At 62.0% G+C, this 25,264-nt stretch carries 25 protein-coding genes; 11 read left to right on the top strand and 14 right to left on the bottom strand.

The window, feature by feature from the left end; all coding sequences use genetic code 11:
* Positions 1–122: 122 nt before the first annotated feature.
* The 6 genes from hemA (at position 123) to PspCFBP13509_RS20695 (ending at position 5,476) form a co-directional block, all read left to right on the top strand.
* A complete protein-coding gene (hemA, locus tag PspCFBP13509_RS20720; protein ID WP_027606885.1) occupies positions 123–1,409 on the top strand; it encodes a glutamyl-tRNA reductase in 1,287 nt (428 codons plus the stop codon).
* Positions 1,406–2,488, top strand: coding sequence for a peptide chain release factor 1 (prfA, locus tag PspCFBP13509_RS20715; protein WP_027606884.1), 1,083 nt, complete (start codon positions 1,406–1,408; stop codon positions 2,486–2,488). The genes hemA and prfA overlap by 4 nt, the downstream gene beginning before the upstream one ends.
* Positions 2,489–3,319: a peptide chain release factor N(5)-glutamine methyltransferase gene (gene prmC, locus PspCFBP13509_RS20710; protein ID WP_137212623.1), complete on the top strand. Its 831-nt coding sequence runs from the start codon at positions 2,489–2,491 to the stop codon at positions 3,317–3,319.
* Positions 3,313–4,068 carry a molybdopterin-synthase adenylyltransferase MoeB gene (locus PspCFBP13509_RS20705; protein WP_065924049.1) on the top strand — a complete coding sequence of 252 codons (756 nt, stop codon included), beginning with the start codon at positions 3,313–3,315 and terminating at the stop codon, positions 4,066–4,068. The genes prmC and PspCFBP13509_RS20705 overlap by 7 nt, the downstream gene beginning before the upstream one ends.
* On the top strand, positions 4,061–4,855 hold the full coding sequence (gene murI, locus PspCFBP13509_RS20700) for a glutamate racemase (RefSeq protein WP_065924050.1): 795 nt from the start codon (positions 4,061–4,063) through the stop codon (positions 4,853–4,855). The genes PspCFBP13509_RS20705 and murI overlap by 8 nt, the downstream gene beginning before the upstream one ends.
* Positions 4,856–4,957: 102 nt before the next feature.
* Positions 4,958–5,476 (top strand): acyloxyacyl hydrolase, encoded by a 519-nt coding sequence (locus tag PspCFBP13509_RS20695; RefSeq protein WP_027606880.1) that lies wholly within the window; start codon positions 4,958–4,960, stop codon positions 5,474–5,476.
* Positions 5,477–5,551: 75 nt separating this feature from the next.
* Here the strand turns inward: PspCFBP13509_RS20695 and PspCFBP13509_RS20690 are convergent, their stop codons facing one another.
* From PspCFBP13509_RS20690 to PspCFBP13509_RS20635, 12 genes are all read right to left on the bottom strand, one after another.
* The gene (locus PspCFBP13509_RS20690) at positions 5,552–5,857 is read right to left on the bottom strand and encodes a YkgJ family cysteine cluster protein (RefSeq protein ID WP_027606879.1); all 306 of its coding nucleotides are present in this window, start codon (positions 5,855–5,857) and stop codon (positions 5,552–5,554) included.
* A 54-nt stretch (positions 5,858–5,911) separates the two neighbouring features.
* Positions 5,912–6,400 carry a DUF2878 domain-containing protein gene (locus PspCFBP13509_RS20685; protein ID WP_137212622.1) on the bottom strand — a complete coding sequence of 163 codons (489 nt, stop codon included), beginning with the start codon at positions 6,398–6,400 and terminating at the stop codon, positions 5,912–5,914.
* The gene (locus PspCFBP13509_RS20680) at positions 6,393–7,664 is read right to left on the bottom strand and encodes an SAM-dependent methyltransferase (protein ID WP_137212621.1); all 1,272 of its coding nucleotides are present in this window, start codon (positions 7,662–7,664) and stop codon (positions 6,393–6,395) included. The genes PspCFBP13509_RS20685 and PspCFBP13509_RS20680 overlap by 8 nt, the downstream gene beginning before the upstream one ends.
* Entirely contained in the window at positions 7,651–8,460 is an 810-nt protein-coding gene (locus PspCFBP13509_RS20675) for a DUF1365 domain-containing protein (RefSeq protein WP_065924053.1), read from the bottom strand. Before PspCFBP13509_RS20675 ends, PspCFBP13509_RS20680 begins: the two co-directional genes overlap by 14 nt.
* Positions 8,457–9,704, bottom strand: a complete 1,248-nt coding sequence (locus PspCFBP13509_RS20670) for an NAD(P)/FAD-dependent oxidoreductase (RefSeq protein WP_137212620.1) — start codon at positions 9,702–9,704, stop codon at positions 8,457–8,459. The genes PspCFBP13509_RS20675 and PspCFBP13509_RS20670 overlap by 4 nt, the downstream gene beginning before the upstream one ends.
* The gene (locus PspCFBP13509_RS20665; protein ID WP_137212619.1) at positions 9,701–10,483 is read right to left on the bottom strand and encodes an SDR family NAD(P)-dependent oxidoreductase; all 783 of its coding nucleotides are present in this window, start codon (positions 10,481–10,483) and stop codon (positions 9,701–9,703) included. The genes PspCFBP13509_RS20670 and PspCFBP13509_RS20665 overlap by 4 nt, the downstream gene beginning before the upstream one ends.
* Positions 10,480–10,902 (bottom strand): nuclear transport factor 2 family protein, encoded by a 423-nt coding sequence (locus tag PspCFBP13509_RS20660; RefSeq protein ID WP_065924056.1) that lies wholly within the window; start codon positions 10,900–10,902, stop codon positions 10,480–10,482. Before PspCFBP13509_RS20660 ends, PspCFBP13509_RS20665 begins: the two co-directional genes overlap by 4 nt.
* On the bottom strand, positions 10,895–12,337 hold the full coding sequence (phrB, locus tag PspCFBP13509_RS20655; RefSeq protein ID WP_065924057.1) for a deoxyribodipyrimidine photo-lyase: 1,443 nt from the start codon (positions 12,335–12,337) through the stop codon (positions 10,895–10,897). Before phrB ends, PspCFBP13509_RS20660 begins: the two co-directional genes overlap by 8 nt.
* A complete protein-coding gene (locus tag PspCFBP13509_RS20650; RefSeq protein WP_065924058.1) occupies positions 12,338–13,267 on the bottom strand; it encodes a MerR family transcriptional regulator in 930 nt (309 codons plus the stop codon).
* 15 nt (positions 13,268–13,282) lie between these two features.
* Complete coding sequence (locus tag PspCFBP13509_RS20645) at positions 13,283–14,248, bottom strand: YbgA family protein (protein ID WP_074843663.1); 966 nt, start codon at positions 14,246–14,248, stop codon at positions 13,283–13,285.
* A gap of 112 nt (positions 14,249–14,360) precedes the next feature.
* Positions 14,361–14,576, bottom strand: a complete 216-nt coding sequence (locus PspCFBP13509_RS20640; protein ID WP_065924060.1) for a TIGR02450 family Trp-rich protein — start codon at positions 14,574–14,576, stop codon at positions 14,361–14,363.
* Positions 14,573–15,559, bottom strand: coding sequence for an NAD(P)/FAD-dependent oxidoreductase (locus tag PspCFBP13509_RS20635; protein ID WP_065948467.1), 987 nt, complete (start codon positions 15,557–15,559; stop codon positions 14,573–14,575). The genes PspCFBP13509_RS20640 and PspCFBP13509_RS20635 overlap by 4 nt, the downstream gene beginning before the upstream one ends.
* Before the next feature lie 212 nt (positions 15,560–15,771).
* Between PspCFBP13509_RS20635 and PspCFBP13509_RS20630 the strand changes: the two genes are divergently transcribed.
* Both PspCFBP13509_RS20630 and hemH read left to right on the top strand, forming a co-directional pair.
* On the top strand, positions 15,772–16,671 hold the full coding sequence (locus PspCFBP13509_RS20630; protein WP_137212618.1) for a TIGR01777 family oxidoreductase: 900 nt from the start codon (positions 15,772–15,774) through the stop codon (positions 16,669–16,671).
* A gap of 15 nt (positions 16,672–16,686) precedes the next feature.
* The gene (gene hemH / locus PspCFBP13509_RS20625; RefSeq protein ID WP_065924063.1) at positions 16,687–17,712 is read left to right on the top strand and encodes a ferrochelatase; all 1,026 of its coding nucleotides are present in this window, start codon (positions 16,687–16,689) and stop codon (positions 17,710–17,712) included.
* A gap of 118 nt (positions 17,713–17,830) precedes the next feature.
* Here the strand turns inward: hemH and PspCFBP13509_RS20620 are convergent, their stop codons facing one another.
* Both PspCFBP13509_RS20620 and algW read right to left on the bottom strand, forming a co-directional pair.
* Positions 17,831–19,927: a TonB-dependent siderophore receptor gene (locus PspCFBP13509_RS20620; RefSeq protein ID WP_137212617.1), complete on the bottom strand. Its 2,097-nt coding sequence runs from the start codon at positions 19,925–19,927 to the stop codon at positions 17,831–17,833.
* Positions 19,928–20,039: 112 nt separating this feature from the next.
* Entirely contained in the window at positions 20,040–21,194 is a 1,155-nt protein-coding gene (algW, locus tag PspCFBP13509_RS20615) for a Do family serine endopeptidase AlgW (protein ID WP_053131789.1), read from the bottom strand.
* 102 nt (positions 21,195–21,296) lie between these two features.
* On the opposite strand from algW, the gene PspCFBP13509_RS20610 reads away from it, so the two are divergent.
* From PspCFBP13509_RS20610 to cysN, 3 genes are all read left to right on the top strand, one after another.
* Positions 21,297–22,055 carry a Nif3-like dinuclear metal center hexameric protein gene (locus PspCFBP13509_RS20610; protein WP_065948464.1) on the top strand — a complete coding sequence of 253 codons (759 nt, stop codon included), beginning with the start codon at positions 21,297–21,299 and terminating at the stop codon, positions 22,053–22,055.
* Positions 22,056–22,191: 136 nt separating this feature from the next.
* On the top strand, positions 22,192–23,109 hold the full coding sequence (gene cysD / locus PspCFBP13509_RS20600; RefSeq protein WP_017137614.1) for a sulfate adenylyltransferase subunit CysD: 918 nt from the start codon (positions 22,192–22,194) through the stop codon (positions 23,107–23,109).
* Between the two features lie 9 nt (positions 23,110–23,118).
* Positions 23,119–25,017, top strand: a complete 1,899-nt coding sequence (cysN, locus tag PspCFBP13509_RS20595; protein ID WP_065924067.1) for a sulfate adenylyltransferase subunit CysN — start codon at positions 23,119–23,121, stop codon at positions 25,015–25,017.
* Positions 25,018–25,264 lie beyond the last annotated feature (247 nt).

The following is a 25,264-nucleotide window of genomic DNA, read 5'->3' as shown; positions in this document are numbered from 1 at the left end:
GCTTGCGCCTACAGATGGCCTTTTTATAGGCATAAGCTACTAGGACAATAGACGACGGTGGTTGTTCTGAATCTTTCGAAGTAGGACAATTGTCGGCTTCCCGACATCATCAGCGATATTGAATGGCCTTCCTCGCACTCGGTATTAACCACAAGACTGCTTCCGTAGACGTGCGCGAGCGCGTGGCGTTTACGCCAGAGCAGTTGGTTGAGGCCTTGCAGCAGCTCTGCCGTCTCACCGACAGCCGCGAAGCTGCGATCCTTTCGACCTGCAATCGCAGTGAGCTTTATATAGAGCAGGAACATCTCTCGGCGGATGTGGTACTGCGCTGGCTGGCCGATTATCACCATTTGAGCCTCGACGACCTGCGCGCGAGCGCCTATGTGCATGAAGACGATGCGGCAGTTCGTCACATGATGCGCGTGGCATCCGGTCTCGATTCGCTGGTGTTGGGCGAGCCGCAGATCCTGGGCCAGATGAAATCCGCCTATGCCGTGGCGCGCGAGGCCGGCACCGTCGGTCCGCTGCTGGGCCGTCTGTTCCAGGCCACCTTCAATTCCGCCAAGCAGGTGCGCACCGACACCGCCATCGGTGAAAACCCGGTGTCCGTGGCGTTTGCCGCCGTCAGCCTGGCCAAGCAGATTTTCAGCGACCTTCAGCGTAGCCAGGCGCTGTTGATCGGCGCCGGCGAGACCATCACCCTGGTTGCCCGCCACCTGCATGACCTGGGCGTAAAGCGCATCGTGGTCGCCAACCGTACCCTGGAGCGCGCCAGCATCCTCGCCGAACAGTTCGGCGCCCATGCGGTGCTGCTGTCGGACATCCCCGCCGAACTGGTGCGCAGCGATATCGTCATTAGCTCCACCGCCAGCCAACTGCCGATCCTCGGCAAGGGCGCGGTGGAAAGCGCGCTGAAACTGCGCAAGCACAAGCCGATCTTCATGGTCGACATTGCCGTTCCCCGGGATATCGAGCCCGAAGTCGGCGAGTTGGACGACGTTTACCTCTACAGCGTCGACGATCTCCATGAAGTGGTCGCCGAAAACCTCAAGAGTCGCCAGGGCGCTGCCCAGGCGGCTGAAGAGATGGTCAGCGTCGGCGCCGAAGAGTTCATGGTGCGCCTGCGTGAGCTGGCGGCGGTGGATGTGCTCAAGGCGTATCGTCAGCAGGGCGAACGCCTGCGTGATGAAGAGTTGATCAAGGCCCAGCGCCTGCTCGCCAACGGCAGCAGCGCCGAGGAGGTGCTGATGCAACTGGCCCGCGGCCTGACCAACAAGTTGCTGCATGCGCCCAGCGTACAATTGAAAAAACTGACTGCCGAAGGCCGCCTCGATGCGCTGGCCATGGCCCAGGAACTCTTTGCCCTCGGTGAGGGCGCGCCCAGCTCTTCGGATAAAAAATCGCAATGAAAGCGTCACTGCTCAATAAACTGGACGTGCTCCAGGACCGTTTCGAAGAACTGACCGCCTTGCTCGGCGACGGCGAAGTCATTTCCGATCAAACCAAGTTCCGCGCCTATTCCAAGGAATACGCCGAAGTTGAGCCCATTGTGGCCACGTACAAAAATCTCACCAAAGTGCAGGCCGACCTCGAAGGCGCCCAGGCGCTGCTCAAGGACAGCGACCCGGACATGCGTGAAATGGCCGTGGAAGAAGTCCGCGAGGCCAAGGAAAAGTTGGCCGAGCTGGAAGGTGACCTGCAGCGCATGCTGCTGCCCAAGGACCCCAACGACGGGCGCAATGTGTTCCTTGAAATCCGTGCCGGCACCGGCGGTGATGAAGCGGCGATTTTCTCCGGCGACCTGTTCCGCATGTATTCACGTTATGCCGAGCGTCGCGGTTGGCGGGTCGAGATCCTGTCCGAGAACGAAGGTGAGCATGGCGGCTATAAAGAAGTCATCGCGCGGGTCGAAGGCGACAACGTCTATGGCAAGCTGAAGTTCGAGTCCGGTGCCCACCGTGTGCAGCGGGTTCCCGCGACGGAATCCCAAGGTCGCATCCACACCTCGGCCTGCACGGTGGCCGTGTTGCCCGAGCCGGACGAGCAGGAAGCCATCGAGATCAACCCGGCCGACCTGCGGGTCGACACCTACCGCTCGTCGGGCGCCGGTGGCCAGCACGTCAACAAGACGGACTCGGCGATTCGTATCACTCACTTGCCGTCGGGCATCGTGGTGGAGTGCCAGGAAGAACGTTCCCAGCACAAGAACCGTGCACGGGCCATGTCCTGGCTCTCGGCCAAGCTCAATGACCAGCAGACCAGCGCCGCCGCCAACGCGATTGCCAGCGAGCGCAAATTGCTGGTGGGCTCGGGCGACCGCTCCGAGCGCATCCGTACCTACAACTTTGCCCAGGGCCGGGTCACCGACCACCGGGTCAACCTCACCCTTTACTCCCTGGACGAGATTCTCGCTGGTGGCGTGGATGCGGTGATCGAGCCATTGCTCGCCGAATACCAGGCCGATCAGCTGGCGGCGATAGGTGAATAAATGACCATTATCGCCAGCCTGTTGCGCGCCGCCGACCTGCCCGACTCGCCCACGGCGCGCCTGGATGCCGAGTTATTGCTGGCGGCGGCCTTGGGCAAGTCCCGCAGCTACCTGCACACCTGGCCGGAAAAAATCGTCAGCAGCGAACACGCCCTGGTGTTTGCCGGCTACCTGCAACGCCGCCGCGCCGGCGAGCCGGTGGCCTATATCCTCGGTCAGCAAGGTTTCTGGAAGCTGGACCTGGAGGTCGCGCCCCACACGCTGATCCCGCGTCCGGACACCGAGCTGCTGGTGGAAGCGGCCCTGGAATTGTTACCGGCCACACCGGTCAAGGTCCTCGATCTCGGTACTGGCAGCGGCGCCATCGCCCTGGCCCTGGCCAGCGAGCGTCCGGCCTGGCACGTCACGGCCGTCGACCGCGTGCTGGAAGCCGTGGCGCTGGCTGAACGCAATCGCCAGCGCCTGCACCTCCATAACGCCACGGTGCTCAACAGCCATTGGTTCAGCGCCCTGGCAGGCCACGCCTACGACCTGATCATCAGCAACCCGCCCTACATCGCCGCCAACGATCCGCACCTGGTGGCGGGCGATGTGCGTTTCGAGCCGGCCAGCGCCCTGGTGGCGGGCCATGATGGCCTGGACGACCTGCGGTTGATCATCGCCCAGGCCCCGGCCCACCTGAACGTCGCGGGTTGGCTGCTGCTGGAGCACGGTTACGACCAGGCTGGCGCGGTGCGCGACCTGTTGCTGAGCCAAGGCTTCGAGCAGGTGCACAGCCGCATCGACCTTGGCGGTCACGAACGCATCTCCCTGGGACGCTGGCCGTGCTGACCGATCAGGAGCTGTTGCGCTACAGCCGACAGATTCTGTTGCAGCATGTCGACATCGACGGCCAATTGCGCCTGAAAAACGGCCGTGCGTTGATCGTCGGCCTCGGTGGCCTGGGTGCCCCGGTGGCGATGTACCTGGCTGCCGCGGGTGTCGGTGAATTGCACCTGGCGGATTTCGACACCGTCGACCTCACCAACCTGCAACGCCAGATCATCCATGACACCGACAGCGTCGGGCAGGCCAAGGTCAATTCGGCCATGCGCCGCCTGAGCGCCCTCAACCCCGAAATCACATTGGTCGCCCACCCCATCGCGCTGGATGCCGATACCTTGGCGGCGGCGGTGGCGGGTGTGGACGTAGTGCTCGATTGCAGCGACAACTTCTCCACCCGCGAGGCCGTCAATGCCGCCTGCGTGGCGGCGTCCAGGCCATTGATCAGCGGCGCGGCGATTCGGCTTGAAGGGCAACTGTCGGTGTTCGATCCACGTCGTGCCGAAAGCCCGTGCTATCACTGTTTATACGGGCACGGCAGCGACACTGAACTGACCTGCAGCGAAGCGGGTGTGGTCGGCCCACTGGTGGGCCTGGTCGGTAGCCTGCAAGCCCTGGAGGCCCTGAAACTGCTGGCGGGTTTCGGCGAGCCGTTGGTGGGACGCTTGCTGCTGATCGATGCGTTGACCACACGTTTTCGCGAATTGCGGGTCAAGCGTGATCCCGCTTGCAGTGTCTGCGGGACGCAACATGGGTAAGGACGCGCCAATCGGTGTGTTCGATTCCGGTGTCGGCGGCTTGTCGGTGCTGGATGAGATTCAGCAATTGCTGCCCCATGAGTCCCTGTTGTACGTGGCCGATTGCGGACATATCCCCTACGGCGAGAAAACCCCCGCGTTCATTCTTGAGCGCTCCCGGTCTGTCGCCGGGTTTTTCCGCGAGCAGGGCGCCAAGGCTTTTGTGATTGCCTGCAACACCGCAACCGTGGCGGCCGTCGCGGATTTGCGCCAGGACTACCCCGATTGGCCCCTGGTGGGCATGGAGCCCGCGGTCAAACCCGCCGCGGCGGCCACGCGCAGTGGCGTGGTCGGGGTGCTCGCCACTACCGGCACCCTGCAAAGCGCCAAATTCGCCGCGTTGCTCGATCGGTTTGCCACCGATGTGCGGGTGATCACCCAGCCGTGTCCGGGCCTGGTGGAGCTGATTGAAACCGGTGATCTGGACAGCCCGGCCCTGCGTCAGTTGTTGCAGGGCTATATCGACCCGCTGCTCAGCGCCGGCTGCGACACCATCATCCTCGGCTGTACCCACTATCCCTTCCTCAAGCCGCTTCTGGCGCAGATGCTGCCTGCCAGCATCATCCTCATCGACACCGGCGCTGCCGTCGCACGTCAGCTCAAGCGTTTGCTGGGCGAACGCGACCTGCTGGCCCTCGGCGATCCTGAGCCTGCACAGTTCTGGACCAGTGGCGATGTGTATCACCTAAGAAATATCCTACCGACACTATGGAAACATTCTGCAGTTGTGCGAAGCTTCGGGTCGTGAAAATTTCGTGAAATGTCGCTGAACTTCTGAGTGTGCGTCAGCTTCTATAGCGAGATGGCCTGTAAAAAATCATACAACTTTGTTTTCAAAGGACTGTTTCTTATGAAGCGCTTGTTCTGTTTGGCCGCGATTGCGGCCGTAGTGGTGGGACACTCTGTTTCGGCCCAGGCCGCAGGCCTGGAGTTTGGTGTGGGCAGCACCAGCGATTCGACGTTGACCTATCGACTGGGCCTGACCTCGGATTGGGACAAAAGCTGGATGCAGAGCGACGTCGGTCGTCTGACCGGCTATTGGAGCGGCGCCTATACCTATTGGGAGGGGGATGACCGTGCAGGTGCCAGCAGCCTGTCGTTCTCGCCGGTATTTGTGTATGAATTCGCCGGCCAGTCGGTCAAGCCTTACATAGAAGCCGGGATTGGCGTGGCAGTGTTTTCCCGTACCAAGCTGGAAGACAACAACATCGGCCAGGCTTTCCAGTTCGAAGACCGCCTGGGCTTTGGCCTGCGCTTCACCGGTGGGCATGAAGTCGGCATTCGCGCCACGCACTACTCCAATGCCGGGATCAGCAGCAATAACGATGGTGTAGAAAGCTACTCGCTGCACTACACCATGCCGCTGTAATTCCCAGGAACGCTGCAAGACAGTGTGGGCGGGGGCAAGCCCTCCCACACTTTTTGATCGTCATCAGTCTTCAGATCAGCGGTAGGCCGTGGCGATGCCTTCGCGTTCGGTCAGGCACTCCGGTGCGCCCATCTCGAACTCCCGGCAGATCAGCGGCCGACGTTCGTAAATCGTGCACATCATCGTGTCCCGATCCAGCGCCGCGCACCAGCCGTCATCCAGGCGCAGCATCACCTCACCGCCCCAATCGTCAGTGTCGATATAGCGCTCCGGCACGCCGGTGTCGGTGATCAGCATCACTTCCAGCTGGCAGCAGCAGGCCGCGCAGGTCGAGCAGGTGACGGCGGGTTCGGTGATTTGAATGTGGGGGATGTTGGTCATAGAGCAGCAGCTTCAAGCTTTAAGCGCCAAGCTGCAAGTAGAAGCCGACCGGCTTCAACTTTTGCGCATTGCGGCAACTGTCAACAGGGTGAAAACCATGGCCCAGAGCACAGCAAGCCCAACCAGGGTCGGCGCCGCGCCCAATCCGAACTGCACCCCCGCCAAGTGGCTGCCGGCGTAATACGACATTGGTCCGCCCAGCGCACCCATTAACGCCGCACGCCACCAGGGCCGTGCACTCCAGGCCAGGCAATGGCGCAGGGTGGTTGCCAGCAGGGCCCACAACAACATCAGCCAGAACGGAATCAACGGTCCCGGCTCGTTGAACTTGAACACGCCCAAAGCGCGCAACACCGTGTCCAATAGCGTGCCGGCCAGCGTCACGCTTATGATCAGCGTCGCGTCCCCAGCCCCTTTACTTATCCACAACAGATGGATAACCAGCACCGCCAGCCCCACCAGCAACCAAGGGCCATCGCCACCGAGTACGCAGGCAAACCACCCGCACTGGAACAGCACGGCATTGGCCAGTGGTTTAAGCACTGAAGCGCCCGAGCAACGGAGGGTTGATGGCCGACGGTTTGGCCAATAGCAATTGCGCGGTGCCAATGGTGCGCTCCATAAAGCCGCCCTCGCAGTAGCACAGGTAGAACTCCCACAACCGCAGGAAATATTCGTCGTAGCCCAGCTCCGTCAGGCGGCCGTGGGCGTGGCGAAAGTTCTCGTGCCACAGGCGCAGGGTTCGCGCGTAGTGCAGGCCGAAGTCCTCCATGTGCAGCAGGTTCATATCGGTGTCGCGGCTGACGATGTGCAGCATGTTCTGCACACTGGGCAGGGCACCGCCGGGGAAGATATAGCGCTGGATAAAGTCGACGCTGTTTTTCGCCTGCTCGAAGCGTTGCTCACGGATGGTGATGGCTTGCAGCAACATCAGGCCATCACGCTTGAGCAGGTGCGCGCACTGCTTGAAGTAGGTCGGCAGGAAGCGATGGCCCACCGCTTCGATCATCTCGATGGACACCAATTTGTCGTACTCGCCGGTCAGGTCGCGGTAGTCCTGCAGCAATAACGTGACCTGGTCTTGCAAGCCCAGGGCTGCGATGCGTTTTTCGGTGTAGGCGAACTGCTCTTTGGACAAGGTCGTGGTGGTGACCTTGCAGCCGTACTGCTGCGCCGCATACAGCGCCATGCTGCCCCAGCCGGTGCCGATTTCCAGCAGATGATCGGTGGGTTTGAGTGCGAGCTTCTGGCAGATGCGTTGCAGTTTGTTCAGTTGCGCCTGTTCCAGGCTGTCGTCGGGCGTCAGGAACTGCGCGGCCGAATACATCATGGTCGGGTCGAGGAATTCCGCGAACAGCTCATTGCCGAGGTCGTAGTGGGCGGCGATGTTTTTTTGCGAGCCCTTGCGCGTGTTGCGGTTGAGCCAGTGCAGGCCTTGGGTGAACGGCCGTGCCAATCGCGCCAGGCCACCCTCCATCGCGTCGAGCACATCCAGGTTACTCACCATCACCCGCACCACCGCCGTCAGGTCCGGGCTGGTCCAATAGCCGTGGATAAAGGCCTCGCCCGCACCGATGGAACCGTTGGCCGCCACCAGGCCCCAGACCGCCGAATCGACAATCTGGATTTCCCCCAGCAGGTGCGCTTCCCGTGCGCCGAATACCTGGCGCTCGCCGTCCTCGATCACCACCAACTGGCCATAGCGCAGTTGGCTGAGTTGGCGCAGCACGCCCTTGCGCAGCAGCGCACTGGTCATGCCGTTGACGTTCAGGCGGTTGGTTTTGACCGATAAGCTAGGGGATTTCATGGCGGCGATCCTTGGTGTACCCGACAGCTGTGCGAGAGGCGCCGTCGGCGGCCTGATGGGAAAAAATCGGTGTGCGCTTGAGCAACAGGCGCAGGGCCTGCCAATAGATGGCCAGGCAGGTCTTGGCGGTCATCCACGGATAGCGCCACAGGTAACGGTGCAGGCTGGCGCGGTTCAGCGTTTCCCTGTGCAGGCTCAAGGTGGCGTCGAAGACTTTCACCTCGCCCTGCCAATCGGCCATGTGCACGCCGAGCCTGGCGGCGGGCGGGCTGAAGCTCATGCGGTATTCCAGGTCGCGCGGCAAAAACGGCGACACGTGAAACGCCTTGGCCACGGCGAAGTGTTGGTGCTGATCCGCGCTGAGGGCCTGGGCCGGCAGCACGTAGTGATAGCGTTCGCGCCATGGGGTGTTGGTCACTTCGCACAGGATCGCGGCCAGTTGCCCATCGGCCTCGAAGCAGTAGAAGAAACTCACCGGGTTAAAAGCCAGGCCCCAACTGCGGGCCTGGGTCAGCAGGCAGATAACGCCCAGGGGTGTATGCCCCAGGGCCTTGCCGACTTCCTGGCGCACAGCATCGGTCAAGCTCATGCCGTGGCGCGTGAATTCACGCAGGTAGTCCTGCTGGCGAAAACCGAAGGGCGCCAGGCGACTCGCGCCGGCCAGGGGCGACAGCCCGAGCACTTGGTCTTGTTCGCTGAGGTCCAGGTACAGCAGGCCGATGCGGTAGCGAAAGGCGTGGGCTTTGGGTGCAAACCGCCGATGGGCGATCCAGCCGCTGTACAGGGCGCTGTTCACAGGCTTTCCCCAAAGGCTTCGGCCACGCGCAAGGCGCTGACGACGCCGTCTTCATGGAAGCCGTTGGCCCAGTAGGCGCCGCAATACCAGGTATGTCGGGTGCCGTTCAGTTCTCCCCAGCGTGCTTGCGCGGCTACGGCGGCCAGGCTGTATTGCGGGTGGGCGTAGGTATAGCGCGCGAGGATCTTCAGCGGGTTGATCATCGACGTCTGGTTGAGGCTGACGCAAAAGGTGGTGGCGCTGTCGATGCCTTGCAGGATGTTCATGTCATATGTGACAGCGGCCTGGGTCTGCACGTCGCCGCTCAGCCGGTAGTTCCAGCTGGCCCAGGCGAGTTCGCGGTCGGGCAGCAGGCGCGTGTCGGTATGCAGCACCACGTCATTGTCGGCGTAGGGCAGGGCGCCGAGGATCTCCTGCTCGGCCTGGCTCGGGTCGCCGAGCAAAGCGAGTGCCTGGTCGCTGTGGCAGGCGAACACCACCTTGTCGAAGGCTTCGGTGCCGGCGGCGCTGTAAATGATTACGCCCTCTGCGTCACGCTCGACCAGATGCACCGGGCAGTCGAGGCGGATCTGCTCGCGAAAGCTGCGGGTCAGCGGTTCGATATAACGGCTGGAGCCACCCTCGATCACGCACCACTGCGGCCGGTTGTTCACCGAGAGCAAACCGTGGTTCTTGAAGAAACGCACAAAGAACTGCAACGGGAAATCCAGCATGTCCGCCAGGGACATCGACCAGATCGCCGCGCCCATCGGTACGATGTAATGCCGGATAAACCGTGGCCCGTAGCCCCCGGCTTCGAGGTAGTCACCCAAGGTCATCTCGGCGCTGATGCGCTGTTCTTGCAGGTCCAGCGGGGCCTGGCGATTGAAGCGCAGGATGTCACGCAGCATGCCCCAGAAGCCTGGCGAGAGGATATTGCGGCGCTGGGCAAACAGGCTGTTGAGGTTGTTGCCGTTGTACTCGAAGCCGCTGCCCTGGTCGCACACCGAAAAGCTCATCTCGGTGGGTTTGAAGGTCACGCCGATCTGCCCCAGCAAGCGGATGAAGTTGGGGTAGGTCCAGTCGTTGAACACGATGAAGCCGGTGTCCACGGCATAGGGTTTGCCCTCGACGGTGACGTTGACCGTGTGGGTATGCCCGCCGATACGGTCGCCCGCCTCGAACAGCGTGATGTCGTGACGGCGGCTGAGCAGGTAGGCGCTGGTCAGCCCGGCGATGCCGCTGCCGATAATGGCGATCTTCACAGGTCGTCCTTTTTCGGTGGCGGGCTGCGCAACATGCGTTTGCCGATGATCAATTGCGCGCGGTTCGGCAGTTTCGACAGCGGCCACAGCGTGGCGATAAACAGTGCGGGGAAGGCGATCTCCAGCGGGCGTTTTTCCAGCTTGGCGAAGATATGCCGCGCGGCCTTGTCGGCTGGCCAGCTCAGGGGCATCGGGAAGTCATTGCGCTCGGTGAGTGGGGTGTCGACGAAGCCCGGGCTGATCACCGTGACATCAATGTTTTCGGGCGACAGGCTGATGCGCAGGGATTCGAACAGGTAGCGCAGCCCGGCCTTGGACGCGCCATACGCTTCGGCCCGTGGCATCGGCAGGTAGGTCACGGCGCTGGCGACGCCCACCAGGTGTGGTGTGCGCCCGGCGCGCAACAACGGCAGCGCCGCTTCAATGCAGTAACTGCTCGCCAGCAGATTGGTGCGCACCACGTGTTCGATAATCGAGGCATCGAATTGCCTGGCGTCGACATATTCACAGGTGCCGGCGTTGAGGATGACGGTGTCGACCGAACCCCAGGCCGCGCCGATGTGTTCACCGATCTCGCGCACGGTCTGGCTGTTGGTCAGGTCGCCGGCCACCACGAGCACCTGGCCGGGGTACCGTTGGGCGAGCGCTTCCAGCGGGCCTTTGGTGCGTGAACTGAGGGCCACGTGGGCGCCGCTGTTGAGCAGCTCCACGGCCAGCGCGGCGCCGATGCCACTGCTGGCACCGGTCAGCCAATAACGACGGGGCGGCAGTGCGTTCATCCCACTCTCCTTTTCAACCAACTGACGACCCCACCCAACACGGGAAGGTGTTCGTACAACAGGGCGCCGGCGTCGAAGTAATCGCGGTGGCGGTACACCTTGTCACGCCACATCAAATGCGAGCAGCCCTCCACGCGGATGATCTTGCCTTTGCCCAGGCGCGGGTGGCAGAAACTCATGTTCCAGCGCAGGTAACCTTCGCCTTCGGCCACCTGGTCGAAACCATGGAAGTCGAAGCGTAGCTGGCTGACGTTGCTGTACAGCTCGGCGAAATACGTGTGCAGCGCGGTCAGTCCATGGACTTCATGCAGCGGGTCGGTGAACGCGATGTCCTGGCTGTAGAGGCTGTCGAGCAGTTGCAGGTTGTGCTTGTCCAGCGAGGCAAAGGCCTGGGCGAAGCGGCGCAGGAAGTCACTCATGTTCGGCGACCTCCTGGCGTGAAGGCAGGTTGCGAAAGGCTGCGAGGGCGCGTTCGCGGGATTTTTTCAGGTCGACAATCGAGCGCGGGTAATCCGCCACGCCAAACAGGCCGCCGAGCGCCTGCGGGTTGTGCACTTCCTTCTTGTTCAGCGTGGCCAGCTCCGGCAGCCAGTGCTTGATAAACACGCCTTCGCTGTCGAATTTTTCCGACTGGCTCAGCGGGCTGAAAATCCGGAAATACGGCGCCGAATCGGTGCCGGTGGATGAACTCCATTGCCAGCCGCCGTTGTTGGCGGCCAGGTCGCCGTCGATCAGGTGGCGCATGAAGAAGCGCTCGCCTTCGCGCCAGTCGATCAACAGGTTCTTGGTCAGGAACATCGCCACCACCATGCGCAGGCGGTTATGCATCCAGCCGGTTTCCAGCAACTGGCGCATGGCGGCATCGATGATCGGCAGGCCGGTGCGCGCCTGTTGCCAGGCGGCGAGGTCCTCGGGCGCATCGCGCCAGGCCAGGGCTTCGGTCTCGGGACGGAAAGCGCGGTGACGGGAGACCCGTGGGTAGCCGACCAGAATGTGCTTGTAGAACTCACGCCATAGCAGCTCGTTGATCCAGGTGATGGCGCCGATGTCGCCGCTTTCGAACTCGCCCTGGTTGGTTTGCAGTGCGGCGTGCAGGCATTGGCGCGGCGAAACCACGCCGGCGGCCAGGTAGGCGGAGAGCTGGCTGGTGCCGGGCTTGGCCGGAAAATCCCGTTCGTCTTTGTAGTAGCTGATCTGCTGGTCGGCAAAGGCGTCGAGGCGGCGACGGGCTTCGTCTTCGCCGGCGGGCCAGAGGGCGCGCAAGGTGTCGCTGGGCGGTTCGAAGCCGTCGACCTGTTCGGGAATCGGATCGCTCTTGAGCGTGAGCACGGCTTGGGCCTTGGGCGTTGCGACCCGACGCGGCAGGGCGCTGTGCAGGCGCGCGTAGCAGACCTTGCGGAACTGGCTGAACACCTGGAAGTAGGTGCCGGTCTTGGTCAGCACGCTGCCCGGTTGGAAAAGCAGTTGGTCCAGGTAGCTGTGGAACGTCACGCCGCCGGCTTCCAGCGCCTCAGCGACAGCTGCATCGCGACGGCTTTCATGGATGCCGTATTCCTCGTTGACGTGCACCGACTCTACGGCCAGTTCCCGGCACAGTTCACTTAACACGGCGGGAACCTGATCCCAGGTAGCAGCGTGGCGGATCAGCAAGGGAATGTTCAGGGTGCCCAGGGCCTGGCTCAAGTGCTGCAGGTTGCGCAGCCAGAAATCCACTTTGCAGGGGGCATCGTCATGGGCCAGCCATTGCTCGGGCGTGACCAGGTACACGGCCGCCACCGGGCCTCGCTGGCAGGCCGCGGCCAGGGCGGTGTTGTCGTGAAGGCGCAAGTCGGTGCGCAGCCAGATCAAGTGCATTTAGATAAGTCCACGCTGGATCAGGAGCTGATGGGCCGACAACGGGTCTTCGGCCACGAACAATTGCGCAATGTCTTGGGTTAATACGGCCAGCTCGGCCTGGTGGATGCAGACCGTGGGTCCGACGAGCAGTTTTGCGCAATTGACGCCAGCCAGCAGCTTGGTCAATGCCGGCAATTGCAGGGCCTTGCTCGAGTACAGGAGCACGGCGCGCGGTTGCAGGTGTTCCGCCGCAAGGGCCAACTCGCCGGTGGGCAACGGCCAGTCGAAGACTTCCACCGGGCAATCGGCGCTGCTGGCCAGCCAGGCGCTGAGCCACAGGTGCGGCTCCAGGGGCAGGTCGGAGTGGTTGACCAGCAGCAACGGCGCGCCGTGCAACTGCCGGTTGTTGTGGTAGATGCGTGCACCAAACTTGCTGCGCAGCCAGGACAGGAAAAACACCCGCTCCATCTGAGCGCCAAACTGGCCTTGCCAGCGCTGTTCCAGCTCCTGCAGCAGCGGCAGCAGCAATTGCTCGCACAGGGTGCGCGGCGGGTACAGCGCCATGGCCTGGTTAAACACATCGTCCACCCGGCGTTCGGCCAGTTCGCTGACGGCCTGCACCAGGTTCTGGCGCAAGGCTTGCCATTCGTTCTCTACGGCATCGGGAAGGGCCTGGGCGGAATCGATCAGGCCTTTTACCTGGCTGACCGGCACGCCGCGATTGAGCCAGGTGAGGATGGTGTGGATGCGTTGTACATGCTCGGCATTGAACAGCCGATGGCCCTTGGGGGTGCGCTGGGGCACGATCAGGCCATAACGGCGTTCCCAGGCGCGCAGGGTCACGGCGTTGACGCCGGTCTGGCGCGCCACTTCACGAATCGGCAGCCAGCCGTCTTCGAGGGCTTGGGCGATGTCTGCACCGGGTTCGTCTTGCAAGATAGCGGTCATGACGCTTTTCATGGTTTAGATCGCATTACGCAGGCTGAGATTTTCCGGGTGCGGCTGCAAGTAGGCCTGCTGCGCGATGTAGCGGTCCGGGTGTTGGCGAAAGTGATGCTTGAGCAGGGTCAATGGCACCACCAGCGGCACGATGCCCTGGTGATACTGGCTGATGACTGTCTGCATTTCCTGTTTGTCATCGGCGCTGATGGCCTGCTTGAGGTAGCCGCTGATGTGTTGCAGCACGTTGGTGTGGGTGCCGCGGGTGGCGCACTTTTTCAGGCCGGTCATCAGGTCGCTGAAATAGCAGGCGGCCACCTCGTCGAAGTTGACGTCCCTGGCCATGCTGCCGAGGCGGTGGCCCAGGCTCTTGTAATGCATCAGGCTGTGGGCCATCAGCAAATACTTGTAGCGCGCGTGAAACGCCAGCAGGCGGTGGCGGGTCAGGCCCTCGGCCAGCAGTTGCTGCCAACTGGCGTAGACGAAGACGCGGGTCAGGAAGTTTTCCCGCAGTACCGGGTCATTCAGGCGGCCATCTTCTTCCACAGGCAGGTTCGGGTGGCGCGCGCAGAACGCCTGGGCGTAGATGCCACGCCCGCCGCCCTCCACCGGCGCTCCGTTTTCACGGTAGACCTTGACGCGTTCCAGGCCGCAGGACGGCGACTTCTGCATGAAGATGTAGCCGCACAGGTCGGTGTGTTCGGCGGCCATTTTGCGGCCGTATGCGTCCAGCGGCGCGGTGACATTCAGTTCGCGGTGTACGGTGCCGACGGCCTGGGGCTGTTCGGCATCGCCCACCAGGCGAATGGTTTCACGGGGGATACCCAGGCCGATCGCCACTTCCGGGCACAGCGGCACGAAGTCGAAGTACTTGGCGAGGACCTCGCTGCATAGCTGGGATTGCTTGTGACCGCCATTGAAACGCACGTTTTCGCCCAGCAGGCAGGCGCTGATGCCAATCTTCGGCTTGATGGACGGTGTGCTGGGCATGGCCAAACCTCTGCAAGATTCCTGTACAAGATCTGAAATATGTACAACTAAATCTCATCATAGGTTTGATGCTGTACAAGTCAAATATTTTGTACAAGTATTTGCGCGGAGGCTATTTCCAGCCGATTTGCCAAGCCTCGGCATTTTGCAGGGTTTGCCAGGCCAGGCGCTCAGCGCGCAGGGTCATCACGGCTTGCAACTCGATTTCCAGCACTGTGCCGTCCTCGTCACGAAACAGTTCGGTGACCAGGAAGTGTTTTTCCTTGTTGCGGGGCCGGGCTGCCGTCCACTTCGACAGCAGCAATTTGGCCGGGTTGATGCGGTTCATTGCAGGTGCTCGATCAATCGTCGCGCGGCTTCCTGGCCACTGAGCCATGCCCCTTCCACGCGCCCCGAGAGGCACCAGTCGCCACACACGTACAGGCCCAGGTCGGCGTCGGCCAGCACCCCGAACTCATGGGCGCCTGACGGTCGTGCGTAGAGCCAGCGGTGGGCCAGGCTGAAGGACGGTGGGGGCATGGCGCTGTGCAGCAATTCGGCGAAGGCACCGTGCAGGTGTTCGATCACCGCTTCCTTGGACAGGTCCAGGTGGGCCTTGCTCCAGGTGCTGGTGGCGTGCAGCACCCAGGTGTCGAGGGTCGTATCGCGCCCGGGCTTGCTGCGGTTGCGCGCCAGCCAGTCCAGCGGGCTGTCTTGCACGAAGCAGCCTTCCATGGGGGTATCCAGGGGCTTGTCGAAGGCCAGGGCAATGGCCCAGGACGGCTCCATCTTCACGCCGGCGGCGGCACTCGCCAATTTGGGCGCTGCCGCCAACAGGGCCGTGGCCTGGGGGGCGGGCGTGGCGATGATCACATGGCTGAACGGGCCGTGGTTTTCGCCGTCGGCATCCAGCAGGTTCCAGTGTTGCTTGCCTTGGAACACCTCGGTGATCCGGCAGCCGAACTCCACCGGCAGGTCGTCAAGCAGGGCGCGGGTGATGGCGCTCATGCGCGGCGTGCCGACCCAGCGGATCTGTTCATCGGGGGAGGGGGTGAGTTGGCCGGACTTGAAATTGTACAGCTGGGGCTTCCATTGCTCGGCCCAGCCGTTGCTTTGCCAGCGCTGCACTTCGTTGACGAAGCGTCGGTCGCGGGCGGTGAAGTATTGGGCACCCATGTCCAGTGCGCCGGCGTCGCTGCGCTTGCTGGACATGCGGCCGCCGCTGCCGCGGCTTTTATCGAAGAGTTGTACAACGTGCCCGGCGTCTTGTAACGCTCGGGCGGCGGAGAGACCGGCGATGCCGGTGCCGATGATCGCGATGGGGACAGTCATGGGAGGCCTCGTTTTACCGTTGGGTACAGGCTACGCCGACACCAATAGCTGTACAATATTATTTTTTGGTATAAGTTTTGGCGTACCTGATCGCTTGGCGTGACCTATGGTTAACCATGAGGCTTAAACAAAAGTCACGCTCGATTACAAATTGATCCCTGCTTATAAAATAGACTAGTGATCGGCGGCGAACGTTACATGAGGAGCGTCCCATGCATATTTTGCTGACCGGCGGTACCGGCCTGATCGGTCGCCAACTCTGCCAACACTGGATTGCCCAAGGTCATCGCCTGACGGTGTGGAGCCGCCATCCTGAAGACGTCGCCCGGTTATGCGGTGCAACGGTGCTCGGGGTGGCTCGTCTGGAGGAGGTGATTGGCGCGGTGGACGCGGTGGTCAACCTGGCGGGTGCGCCGATTGCTGACCGTCCCTGGACCCACAAACGCAAGGCGCTGCTCTGGAGCAGCCGCATCGGCTTGACCGAAACCCTGCTGGCCTGGCTCGAAAGCCAGGCGCAGAAACCGGCGGTGCTGGTTTCCGGTTCGGCGGTGGGCTGGTACGGCGACGGTGGCGAGCGCGAACTGACCGAGGCCAGCGGCCCGGTACAGGACGATTTCCCCAGCCAACTCTGCATCGCCTGGGAAGAAACCGCCCAACGTGCCGAAGCGATGGGCATCCGCGTGGTGCTGGTGCGCACCGGCCTGGTACTGGCGGCCGAGGGCGGCTTTTTGTCGCGCCTGTTGCTGCCGTTCAAACTCGGGCTGGGCGGGCCTATCGGCAGCGGGCGGCAGTGGATGCCGTGGGTTCATATCAAGGATCAAATCGCCCTGATTGATTTTCTTCTGCACAAGGATGACGCCAGCGGTCCTTATAATGCCTGCGCGCCGCACCCAGTGCGTAACCGCGAGTTCGCCAAGACATTGGGCCAGGCGCTGCACCGCCCGGCGTTCATGCCGATGCCGGCCTTTGCATTGAAGGTGGGTTTGGGCGAGTTATCGGGGCTGTTGCTGGGCGGGCAGAAGGCGATCCCCGAACGCTTGATGGCCGCCGGTTTCATTTTCCAGTTCACTGAGTTGCATGCGGCTTTGGATGACTTGTCCAGCCGCCTCTAAGAGATAGGATGTTGCATGACGGATCACGCGTTGTTACTGGTCAACTTGGGTTCACCGGCCTCCACTTCGGTGGCCGATGTGCGCAGCTACCTCAATCAGTTCCTGATGGACCCTTATGTCATCGACCTGCCGTGGCCGGTGCGGCGCTTGCTGGTATCGCTGATCCTGATCAAGCGCCCCGAGCAATCGGCCCATGCCTACGCCTCGATCTGGTGGGACGAGGGTTCGCCGCTGGTGGTGCTCAGCCGTCGCCTGCAGCAGCAGATGACCGCGCAGTGGACCCAGGGGCCCGTGGAGTTGGCGATGCGTTATGGCGAGCCTTCCCTGGAAACGACGCTCACGCGGTTGGCCGCCCAAGGTATTCAGAAAGTGACTCTGGCGCCTCTGTACCCGCAGTTTGCCGACAGCACCGTGACCACGGTGATTGAAGAAGCCAAGCGGGTAGTGCGCGAGAAAAAGCTCAACGTACAGTTCTCGATCCTGCAGCCATTCTACGATCAGGCGGAATACCTCGACGCGTTGGCCGCCAGCGCCCGACCTTATATAGACGCGCATTACGACCACTTGCTGCTGAGCTTCCACGGCTTGCCCGAGCGCCATCTGAAAAAGCTCGACCCGACCGGCCAGCATTGTTTCAAGGATGCGGACTGCTGCAAGAACGCCTCGCCTGAGGTGCTCGCGACCTGCTACCGCGCACAATGCTTCAGCGTTGCCCGCGACTTCGCCGCGCGCCTGGGCTTGCCTGACGACAAATGGTCAGTGGCGTTCCAGTCGCGCCTGGGCCGTGCGAAGTGGATCGAACCCTACACCGAGGCACGCCTGGAAGCGCTGGCCCGTCAAGGGGTGAAAAAGCTGCTGGTGATGTGCCCCGCGTTTGTTGCCGACTGCATCGAGACCCTGGAAGAGATCGGTGATCGTGGTCGGGAGCAATTCCGCGAGGCGGGCGGTGAGGAGTTGGTGCTGGTGCCGTGTTTGAATGACGATCCGCAGTGGGCGGCGGCGCTCAATACGCTCTGCGAAAGAGCACCGCTGTCACTGTAGGAGCGAGGGGGACGCCTAGTTCTTGCTCGCGAAGGTCGTTAACGATAACGCAGCGCCTCTGGGGTAACGCGGCGCTCTCAGGTGCTTCGCGAGCAAGCTCGCTCCTACAAGGGGGGGGTTACAGGTTGAGGGTCAAGCTTACGGTGAGATTGCGCGGCTCGCCGGGATTGACCCAGTAATTGCTGTAGGACCGCTCGTAGTACTTTTCATCGAACAAGTTGTTGAGGTTCAGGCCCACGGTGACGTTCTGCGTGGCCTTGTAATGGGCCAGCAAATCGACGGTGTGGTAGGCGGGCAGTTCAAAGCGGCTGCCGGCTTCACCTGAGCGATCCCCCACATAGGTGAACGCCGCGCCCAGGTCTGAACCGCGCAGCGCGCCGTCCTGGAATTCATACACCCCCAACAGGCTGCCGCTGCGCTTGGCTACGCCGAGGATGCGGCTGCCCGCAGGAATGGCTTTATCACCCTTGGTCACTTCGGCATCTATGTAGGCAAAGGCGCCGATCACGCGTACCGCATCGGTCAGTTGTCCTGTCAGTTGCAGGTCGAAGCCCTGGCTGCGTGCCTTGCCCATGGCGCGGTTGGTATTGGTGGCCGGGTCCAGGGCCAGCACGTTTTCCTTTTCGATATGGAAAGCGGCGAGGGTGGCGCTGAGGCGGTCGTCGAACAGCTCGCTCTTGATCCCTACCTCATAGCCTACGCCTTCTTCGGGCTTGAAGGTCTTACCGCTGGCGTCCAGGCCGCTGTTGGGCTTGAACGAGGTGGAAGCGTTGGCGAATACGCCGACCTCTGGCGTCAGTTGATACAGCAGGCCGGCGCGCTGGGTAAGTGCGTCGTGGGTTTGCCGACTCTTGGCGTGGTTGCGGGTAAAGTCGTCGGTGCTTTGTTCGAAATGCTCGAAGCGCGCGCCGACCATGCCGCGCAGGCGGTCGGTGAAGATGATCTGGTCTTGCAGGTTCAGCGCCTGGCTTTTGGTCTGTTCGAAGAAGTCGGTGCCGGAGCGCGCGCCATTGGGTTTGGGCTGGCCGTAGACCGGGTTGTAGAGGTCGATGGCGTAGGGGCTGCCGGCTATGGCGGTGACGCGCTCCTTCTTGCGGTAGTCCTCGTATTCGGTGCCGACCAGCAATTCGTGCTGCCAACTGCCAAGGTCGAACAGGCCGCGCAGTTCCAGCTGGGTGATGCTGTCGTGCCAGCCCGTGGAGCGTTCGCGGTAACGGCGGTTAAGGGTATGGCCGTCGGTGTTCAGTGCGCGGTTTTCCGAGGCGTCGCCCCACAGGCTGCCTTGTTTGTAATGGCTGGCCAGGCGCAGTTTCCAGGCGTCGTTGAGATGATGCTCGAGGGTCGCCTGGATGCGGTTGTTGTGGTTGTCGATATCACCGTCGTTGGGTTCGCCGAGGAAGGTGGAGCGCGATACGCCTGGGGCATCGACGATGCCCCGGTCGAAGGTGGAGCTGTGGCGGACGAATTCGCTCTCCACCAGCAGGGACGTGTCCGGGTCCAGCTGCCAGCTGAATGAGGGCGCGACAAATACACGCTTGCTCTCGACGTGATCGCGGAAGCTGTTGTTGTCTTCCACCGCCAGGTTGACCCGTGACAGCAGGTTGCCCTCGCTGTCCAGCGGCGTGTTGACGTCCAGGGCGGTGCGATAACGGTCCCAACTGCCGGCGCTGGTTTGCAGGGTGGTGAAGGCTTCAGGCTGAGGCTTTTTGGTGACGATATTCACGGTGCCGCCGGGATCACCACGGCCATACAGGCTGGCGGCCGGGCCCTTGAGCACTTCGATGCGCTCGATATTGGCCGCGTCCGGCGTGCTCGGGTAGCCGCGGTTGGCGCTGAAACCATCCTGGTAGAACTCCGACGTGGTGAAGCCGCGCACGCTGTATTCGTAGAGCGTGAGGCCGCCAAAATTGTTCTGTTTGGACACGCCGCCGGCAAACTCCAGGGCGCGTTCCACGTTGGTGCTGCCCAGGTCCGTGAGTACCGAGGCGGGAATCACGCTGATGGACTGTGGGATATCGCGAAGGGCGGTGTCAGTTTTGGTCGCGCTGGCAGAGCGGGTGGCGCGGTAGCCGTTGACCGGGCCGGTGGCGGATTCATAGGCGTCGGTGGTGACGCTGATGGTCTCCAGCTCAACGCTGTTGTCTTCGGCAAAGGCGGGATCCAGCAGCAAACCCAAGGCCAGGCCAGCCAGGGGGGCAAACGTTCGAGACGGCATGATAGAGCGTTCCAATAGCGATATTGAAACAATATAACATGACTGATGAGAATGGATTCGTTTTGAAATATGAGCTTACAGGTACCCGCGAACGGGTACCTGCCGAGGTGATTTATTCCTCTTCCTTGACCGGGGCAGGGGGTGGACGCAGGCCGATCTCCGCCAGCAGCTTGATCTCTTTACCGTTGCGCATCACCTGGATCGCCACCTTGTCGGTCGGCTTGATCCGAGCCACCTGGTTCATCGACTTGCGCCCATCACCGGCCGGTTCGCCGTTGATGCTGAGGATCACATCCCCCAGCTGCAGGCCGGCTTTCTGCGCCGGGCCATCGCGGAAAATCCCGGCGACCACGATGCCAGGGCGCCCGGTCAGGCCAAACGACTCGGCCAGTTCCTTGGTCAACGGCTGTACTTCAATCCCCAGCCAGCCGCGAATTACCTGGCCGTGCTCGATGATCGACTTCATCACTTCCATCGCCAGCTTTACCGGGATCGCAAAGCCGATGCCCTGGGAACCGCCGGACTTGGAGAAAATCGCCGTGTTGATGCCGGTCAGGTTGCCATTGGCATCCACCAGTGCGCCGCCGGAGTTGCCCGGGTTGATCGCCGCGTCGGTCTGGATGAAATCTTCGTAGCTGTTAAGCCCCAGTTGGTTACGCCCGGTGGCGCTGATGATGCCCATGGTCACCGTCTGGCCCACCCCGAACGGGTTGCCGATGGCCAGTGCCACATCACCCACCCGCAGCCCATCGGAGCGGCCTAGGGTGATGGACGGCAGGTTTTTCAAATCGATCTTCAGGACCGCGAGGTCGGTTTCCGGGTCGCTGCCCACCACGCGGGCGAGGGTTTCGCGGCCGTCACGCAGGGCCACCACAATCTGGTCGGCGCCGGTGGTCACGTGGTTATTGGTGAGGATGTAGCCTTCGGGGCTCATGATCACCCCGGAACCCAGGCTGGACTCCATGCGGCGCTGCTTGGGCCCATTGTCACCGAAATAGCGGCGAAACTGCGGGTCTTCAAACAGCGGATGCGCCGGCTTGTTGATGACCTTGGTGGTGTACAGGTTGACCACGGCGGGGGCCGCAATGACTACCGCATCTGCATAAGTCACCGGGCCTTGCACTACCGCACTGGTTTGCGGTGCCTGTTGCAGGTTCACATCAAGGCTGGGTAAGCCCACCCACTGGGGATAACGCTGAATAATCAGCATCGCGATCAGCACGCCAGCCAACAATGGCCATCCAAAAAAACGCAGTGCCTTGAGCATCAAGTAAGTCCTGACAGGTTGCAGGGGGCGGGAGAGCGCCCATAATGTCGCGCATTATACGAGGCTGCGAGCGCCTCGGAACGGGATATTTAGGAGTCTTTTATGGCCGTCCCCCTTACCACCCTCGTCGAGGAAGCGGACCGCTACCTTGGCAGCGCAAAAATTGCCGATTACTGCCCCAATGGCCTGCAGGTCGAGGGGCGGCCGCAAGTGATGCGCATCGTCAGCGGCGTCACGGCGAGCCAGGCTTTGCTGGACGCGGCCGTCGAAGCCCAGGCCGATTTGATCCTGGTGCACCACGGTTATTTCTGGAAAGGCGAAAACCCCTGTATCACCGGCATGAAGCAACGCCGCCTGAAAACCCTGCTCAAACACGACATCAGCCTGCTGGCCTACCACCTGCCGCTGGACCTGCACCCCGACGTTGGCAATAACGTGCAACTCGCCCGCCAGTTGGACATCACCGTCGAAGGCCCACTGGACCCGAGCAACCCCAGGATCGTCGGCCTGGTCGGCTCGCTCGCCGAACCGCTGTCGCCCCGCGACTTCGCCCGGCGTGTGCAGGATGTGATGGGCCGCGAGCCGCTGCTGATCGAAGGCAGCCAGATGATCCGCCGCATCGGCTGGTGCACCGGCGGTGGCCAGGGTTACATCGACAACGCCATCGCCGCGGGCGTCGACCTGTTCCTGAGCGGCGAAGCTTCCGAGCAAACCTTTCACAGCGCGCGCGAAAACAACATCAGCTTTATCGCCGCCGGACACCACGCCACTGAGCGTTACGGTGTACAGGCGCTGGGCGATTACCTGGCGCGGCGCTTTGCCTTGGAGCATCTGTTCATCGATTGCCCCAACCCGATTTGACTGCCAAACCTTGGGGCATATTGATATACCGTTTCGATCTAGCTGGTGCCCTGAATAGAAGAAGGTGCTGTGCTAGCATGCCCCGCTCGAACACGGCCCGCTGGCCGTCCATAAGATCGTTTTTCCGTGAGTAACCATGGTCGACAAACTGACGCATCTGAAACAGCTGGAGGCGGAAAGCATCCACATCATCCGCGAGGTCGCCGCCGAGTTCGACAACCCGGTGATGCTCTACTCGATCGGTAAAGACTCCGCCGTGATGCTGCACCTGGCGCGCAAGGCCTTCTTCCCGGGCAAGCTGCCGTTCCCGGTGATGCACGTCGACACCCGCTGGAAATTCCAGGAGATGTACAAGTTCCGCGACAAAATGGTCGAGGAGCTGGGCCTGGACCTGATCACCCACGTCAACCCGGATGGCGTGGCGCAGGGCATCAACCCGTTCACCCACGGCAGCGCCAAGCACACCGACATCATGAAGACCGAAGGTCTCAAGCAGGCCTTGGACAAGCATGGTTTCGACGCCGCCTTCGGCGGTGCCCGTCGCGATGAAGAGAAATCCCGTGCCAAAGAGCGCGTGTACTCGTTCCGCGACAGCAAGCACCGATGGGACCCGAAGAACCAGCGCCCGGAGCTGTGGAACGTCTACAACGGCAACGTCAACAAGGGTGAGTCGATCCGTGTGTTCCCGCTGTCCAACTGGACCGAGCTGGACATCTGGCAGTACATCTACCTGGAAGGCATCCCGATCGTGCCGCTGTACTTCGCCGCCGAACGCGATGTCATCGAGAAGAACGGCACGTTGATCATGATCGACGACGACCGCATCCTCGAGCACTTGTCCGACGAAGACAAAGCCCGAATCGTCAAAAAGAAAGTACGTTTCCGTACCCTTGGCTGCTACCCGTTGACGGGCGCGGTGGAGTCCGAAGCCGAGACGCTGACGGACATCATTCAGGAAATGCTCCTGACGCGAACTTCCGAGCGCCAGGGCCGTGTCATTGACCACGATGGTGCCGGCTCGATGGAAGATAAAAAACGTCAAGGCTATTTCTAAGGGGCTGTCATGTCGCATCAATCTGATTTGATCAGCGAGGACATCCTCGCCTACCTGGGCCAGCACGAGCGCAAGGAAATGTTGCGCTTCCTGACCTGTGGCAACGTCGACGACGGCAAGAGCACCCTGATCGGGCGCCTGCTGCACGACTCCAAGATGATCTACGAAGATCACCTGGAAGCCATCACCCGTGACTCGAAAAAGTCCGGCACCACCGGTGACGACATCGACCTGGCGTTGCTGGTCGACGGCCTGCAGGCCGAGCGTGAGCAGGGCATCACCATCGATGTCGCCTACCGCTACTTTTCCACCGCCAAGCGCAAATTCATCATCGCCGACACCCCCGGCCATGAGCAGTACACCCGCAACATGGCCACCGGTGCATCCACCTGTGACCTGGCGATCATCCTGATCGACGCGCGCTACGGCGTGCAGACCCAGACCCGTCGCCACAGCTATATCGCCTCGTTGCTGGGCATCAAGCACATCGTGATCGCCGTCAACAAGATGGACATCAATGGCTTTGACCAAAGTGTGTTCGAGTCGATCAAGGCCGATTACCTGAAGTTCGCCGAGGGCATCGCCTTCAAGCCGAGCACCATGGCATTCGTGCCGATGTCGGCACTCAAGGGCGACAACGTGGTGAACAAGAGCGAGCACTCGCCCTGGTACACCGGCCAGTCGCTGATGGAGATCCTCGAGACCGTCGAGATCGCCAACGACCGCAACTACACCGACCTGCGTTTCCCGGTGCAGTACGTCAACCGCCCGAACCTGAACTTCCGTGGGTTCGCCGGTACCCTGGCCAGCGGCATCGTGCATAAGGGCGACGAAGTCGTGGTGCTGCCGTCAGGCAAGAGCAGCCGCGTCAAATCCATCGTCACCTTCGAAGGTGAGCTGGAACACGCCGGCCCAGGCCAGGCCGTGACCCTGACCATGGAAGACGAGATCGACATCTCTCGTGGCGACCTGCTGGTGCATGCCGACAACGTGCCGCAAGTGACCGACGCCTTCGACGCCATGCTGGTGTGGATGGCCGAAGAGCCGATGCTGCCGGGCAAGAAATACGACATCAAGCGCGCCACCAGCTACGTGCCGGGTTCCATCACCAGCATCGTGCACCGTGTGGACGTGAACACCCTGGCCGAAGGCCCGGCGAGTTCGCTGCAGTTGAACGAGATCGGCCGGGTCAAGGTCAGCCTCGATGCTGCCATTGCGTTGGATGGCTATGACAGCAACCGCACCACCGGTGCGTTTATCGTCATCGACCGCCTGACCAACGGCACCGTGGGCGCCGGCATGATCATCGCACCGCCGGTCACCCACGGCAGTGCGGCGCATCACGGCAAGTTGGCCCATGTCGCCACCGAGGAGCGCGCCCAGCGTTTCGGCCAGCAACCGGCTACCGTGTTGTTCAGCGGCCTGTCAGGCGCGGGCAAGAGCACCTTGGCCTATGCGGTCGAGCGCAAGCTGTTCGACATGGGCCGTGCGGTGTTCGTGCTGGATGGTCAGAACCTGCGCCACGACCTGAACAAGGGCTTGCCCCAGGACCGTGCCGGACGTACCGAAAACTGGCGCCGTGCCGCTCACGTGGCGCGTCAGTTCAACGAAGCCGGCCTGCTGACCCTGGCCGCATTCGTCGCCCCGGATGCCGAAGGCCGTGAACAGGCCAAGGCGCTGATTGGCAGCGACCGCCTGCTGACCGTGTACGTGCAGGCGTCGCCGCAGGTGTGTGCCGAGCGTGATCCGCAGGGCTTGTACGCGGCGGGTGGGGATAACATCCCTGGCGAATCCTTCCCGTACGACGTGCCGTTGAATGCCGACCTGGTAATCGATACCCAGGCCCTGTCACTGGAAGACAGCGTCAAGCAAGTGCTGGAACTGTTGCGTCAGCGCGGCGCGATCTAAGTCTCGCGGCCACAAAAAAGCCCGCCACCGAGTGATCGGTGGCGGGCTTTTTCACATCTTCAAGACCTGGCGCGGTCAAATGTGGGAGGGGGCAAGCCCTAATGCCAGTCAGTTAAGCTTACATCGCCTCCTGTAGGAGCGAGCTTGCTCGCGAAAAACGTCAACGATAACGCGTGCTTCCTGAATGAGCGCGGCGCCTGTGAGTTTTTCGCGAGCAAGCTCGCTCCTACAAAAAGCCTTAACTGAC

The organism is Pseudomonas sp. CFBP13509 (genome assembly GCF_005233485.1).
GTDB lineage: Bacteria > Pseudomonadota > Gammaproteobacteria > Pseudomonadales > Pseudomonadaceae > Aquipseudomonas > Aquipseudomonas marginalis.
The sequence above is the reverse complement of the archived record's forward strand: the minus strand, read 5'-3'. Positions and strand labels throughout refer to the sequence as shown.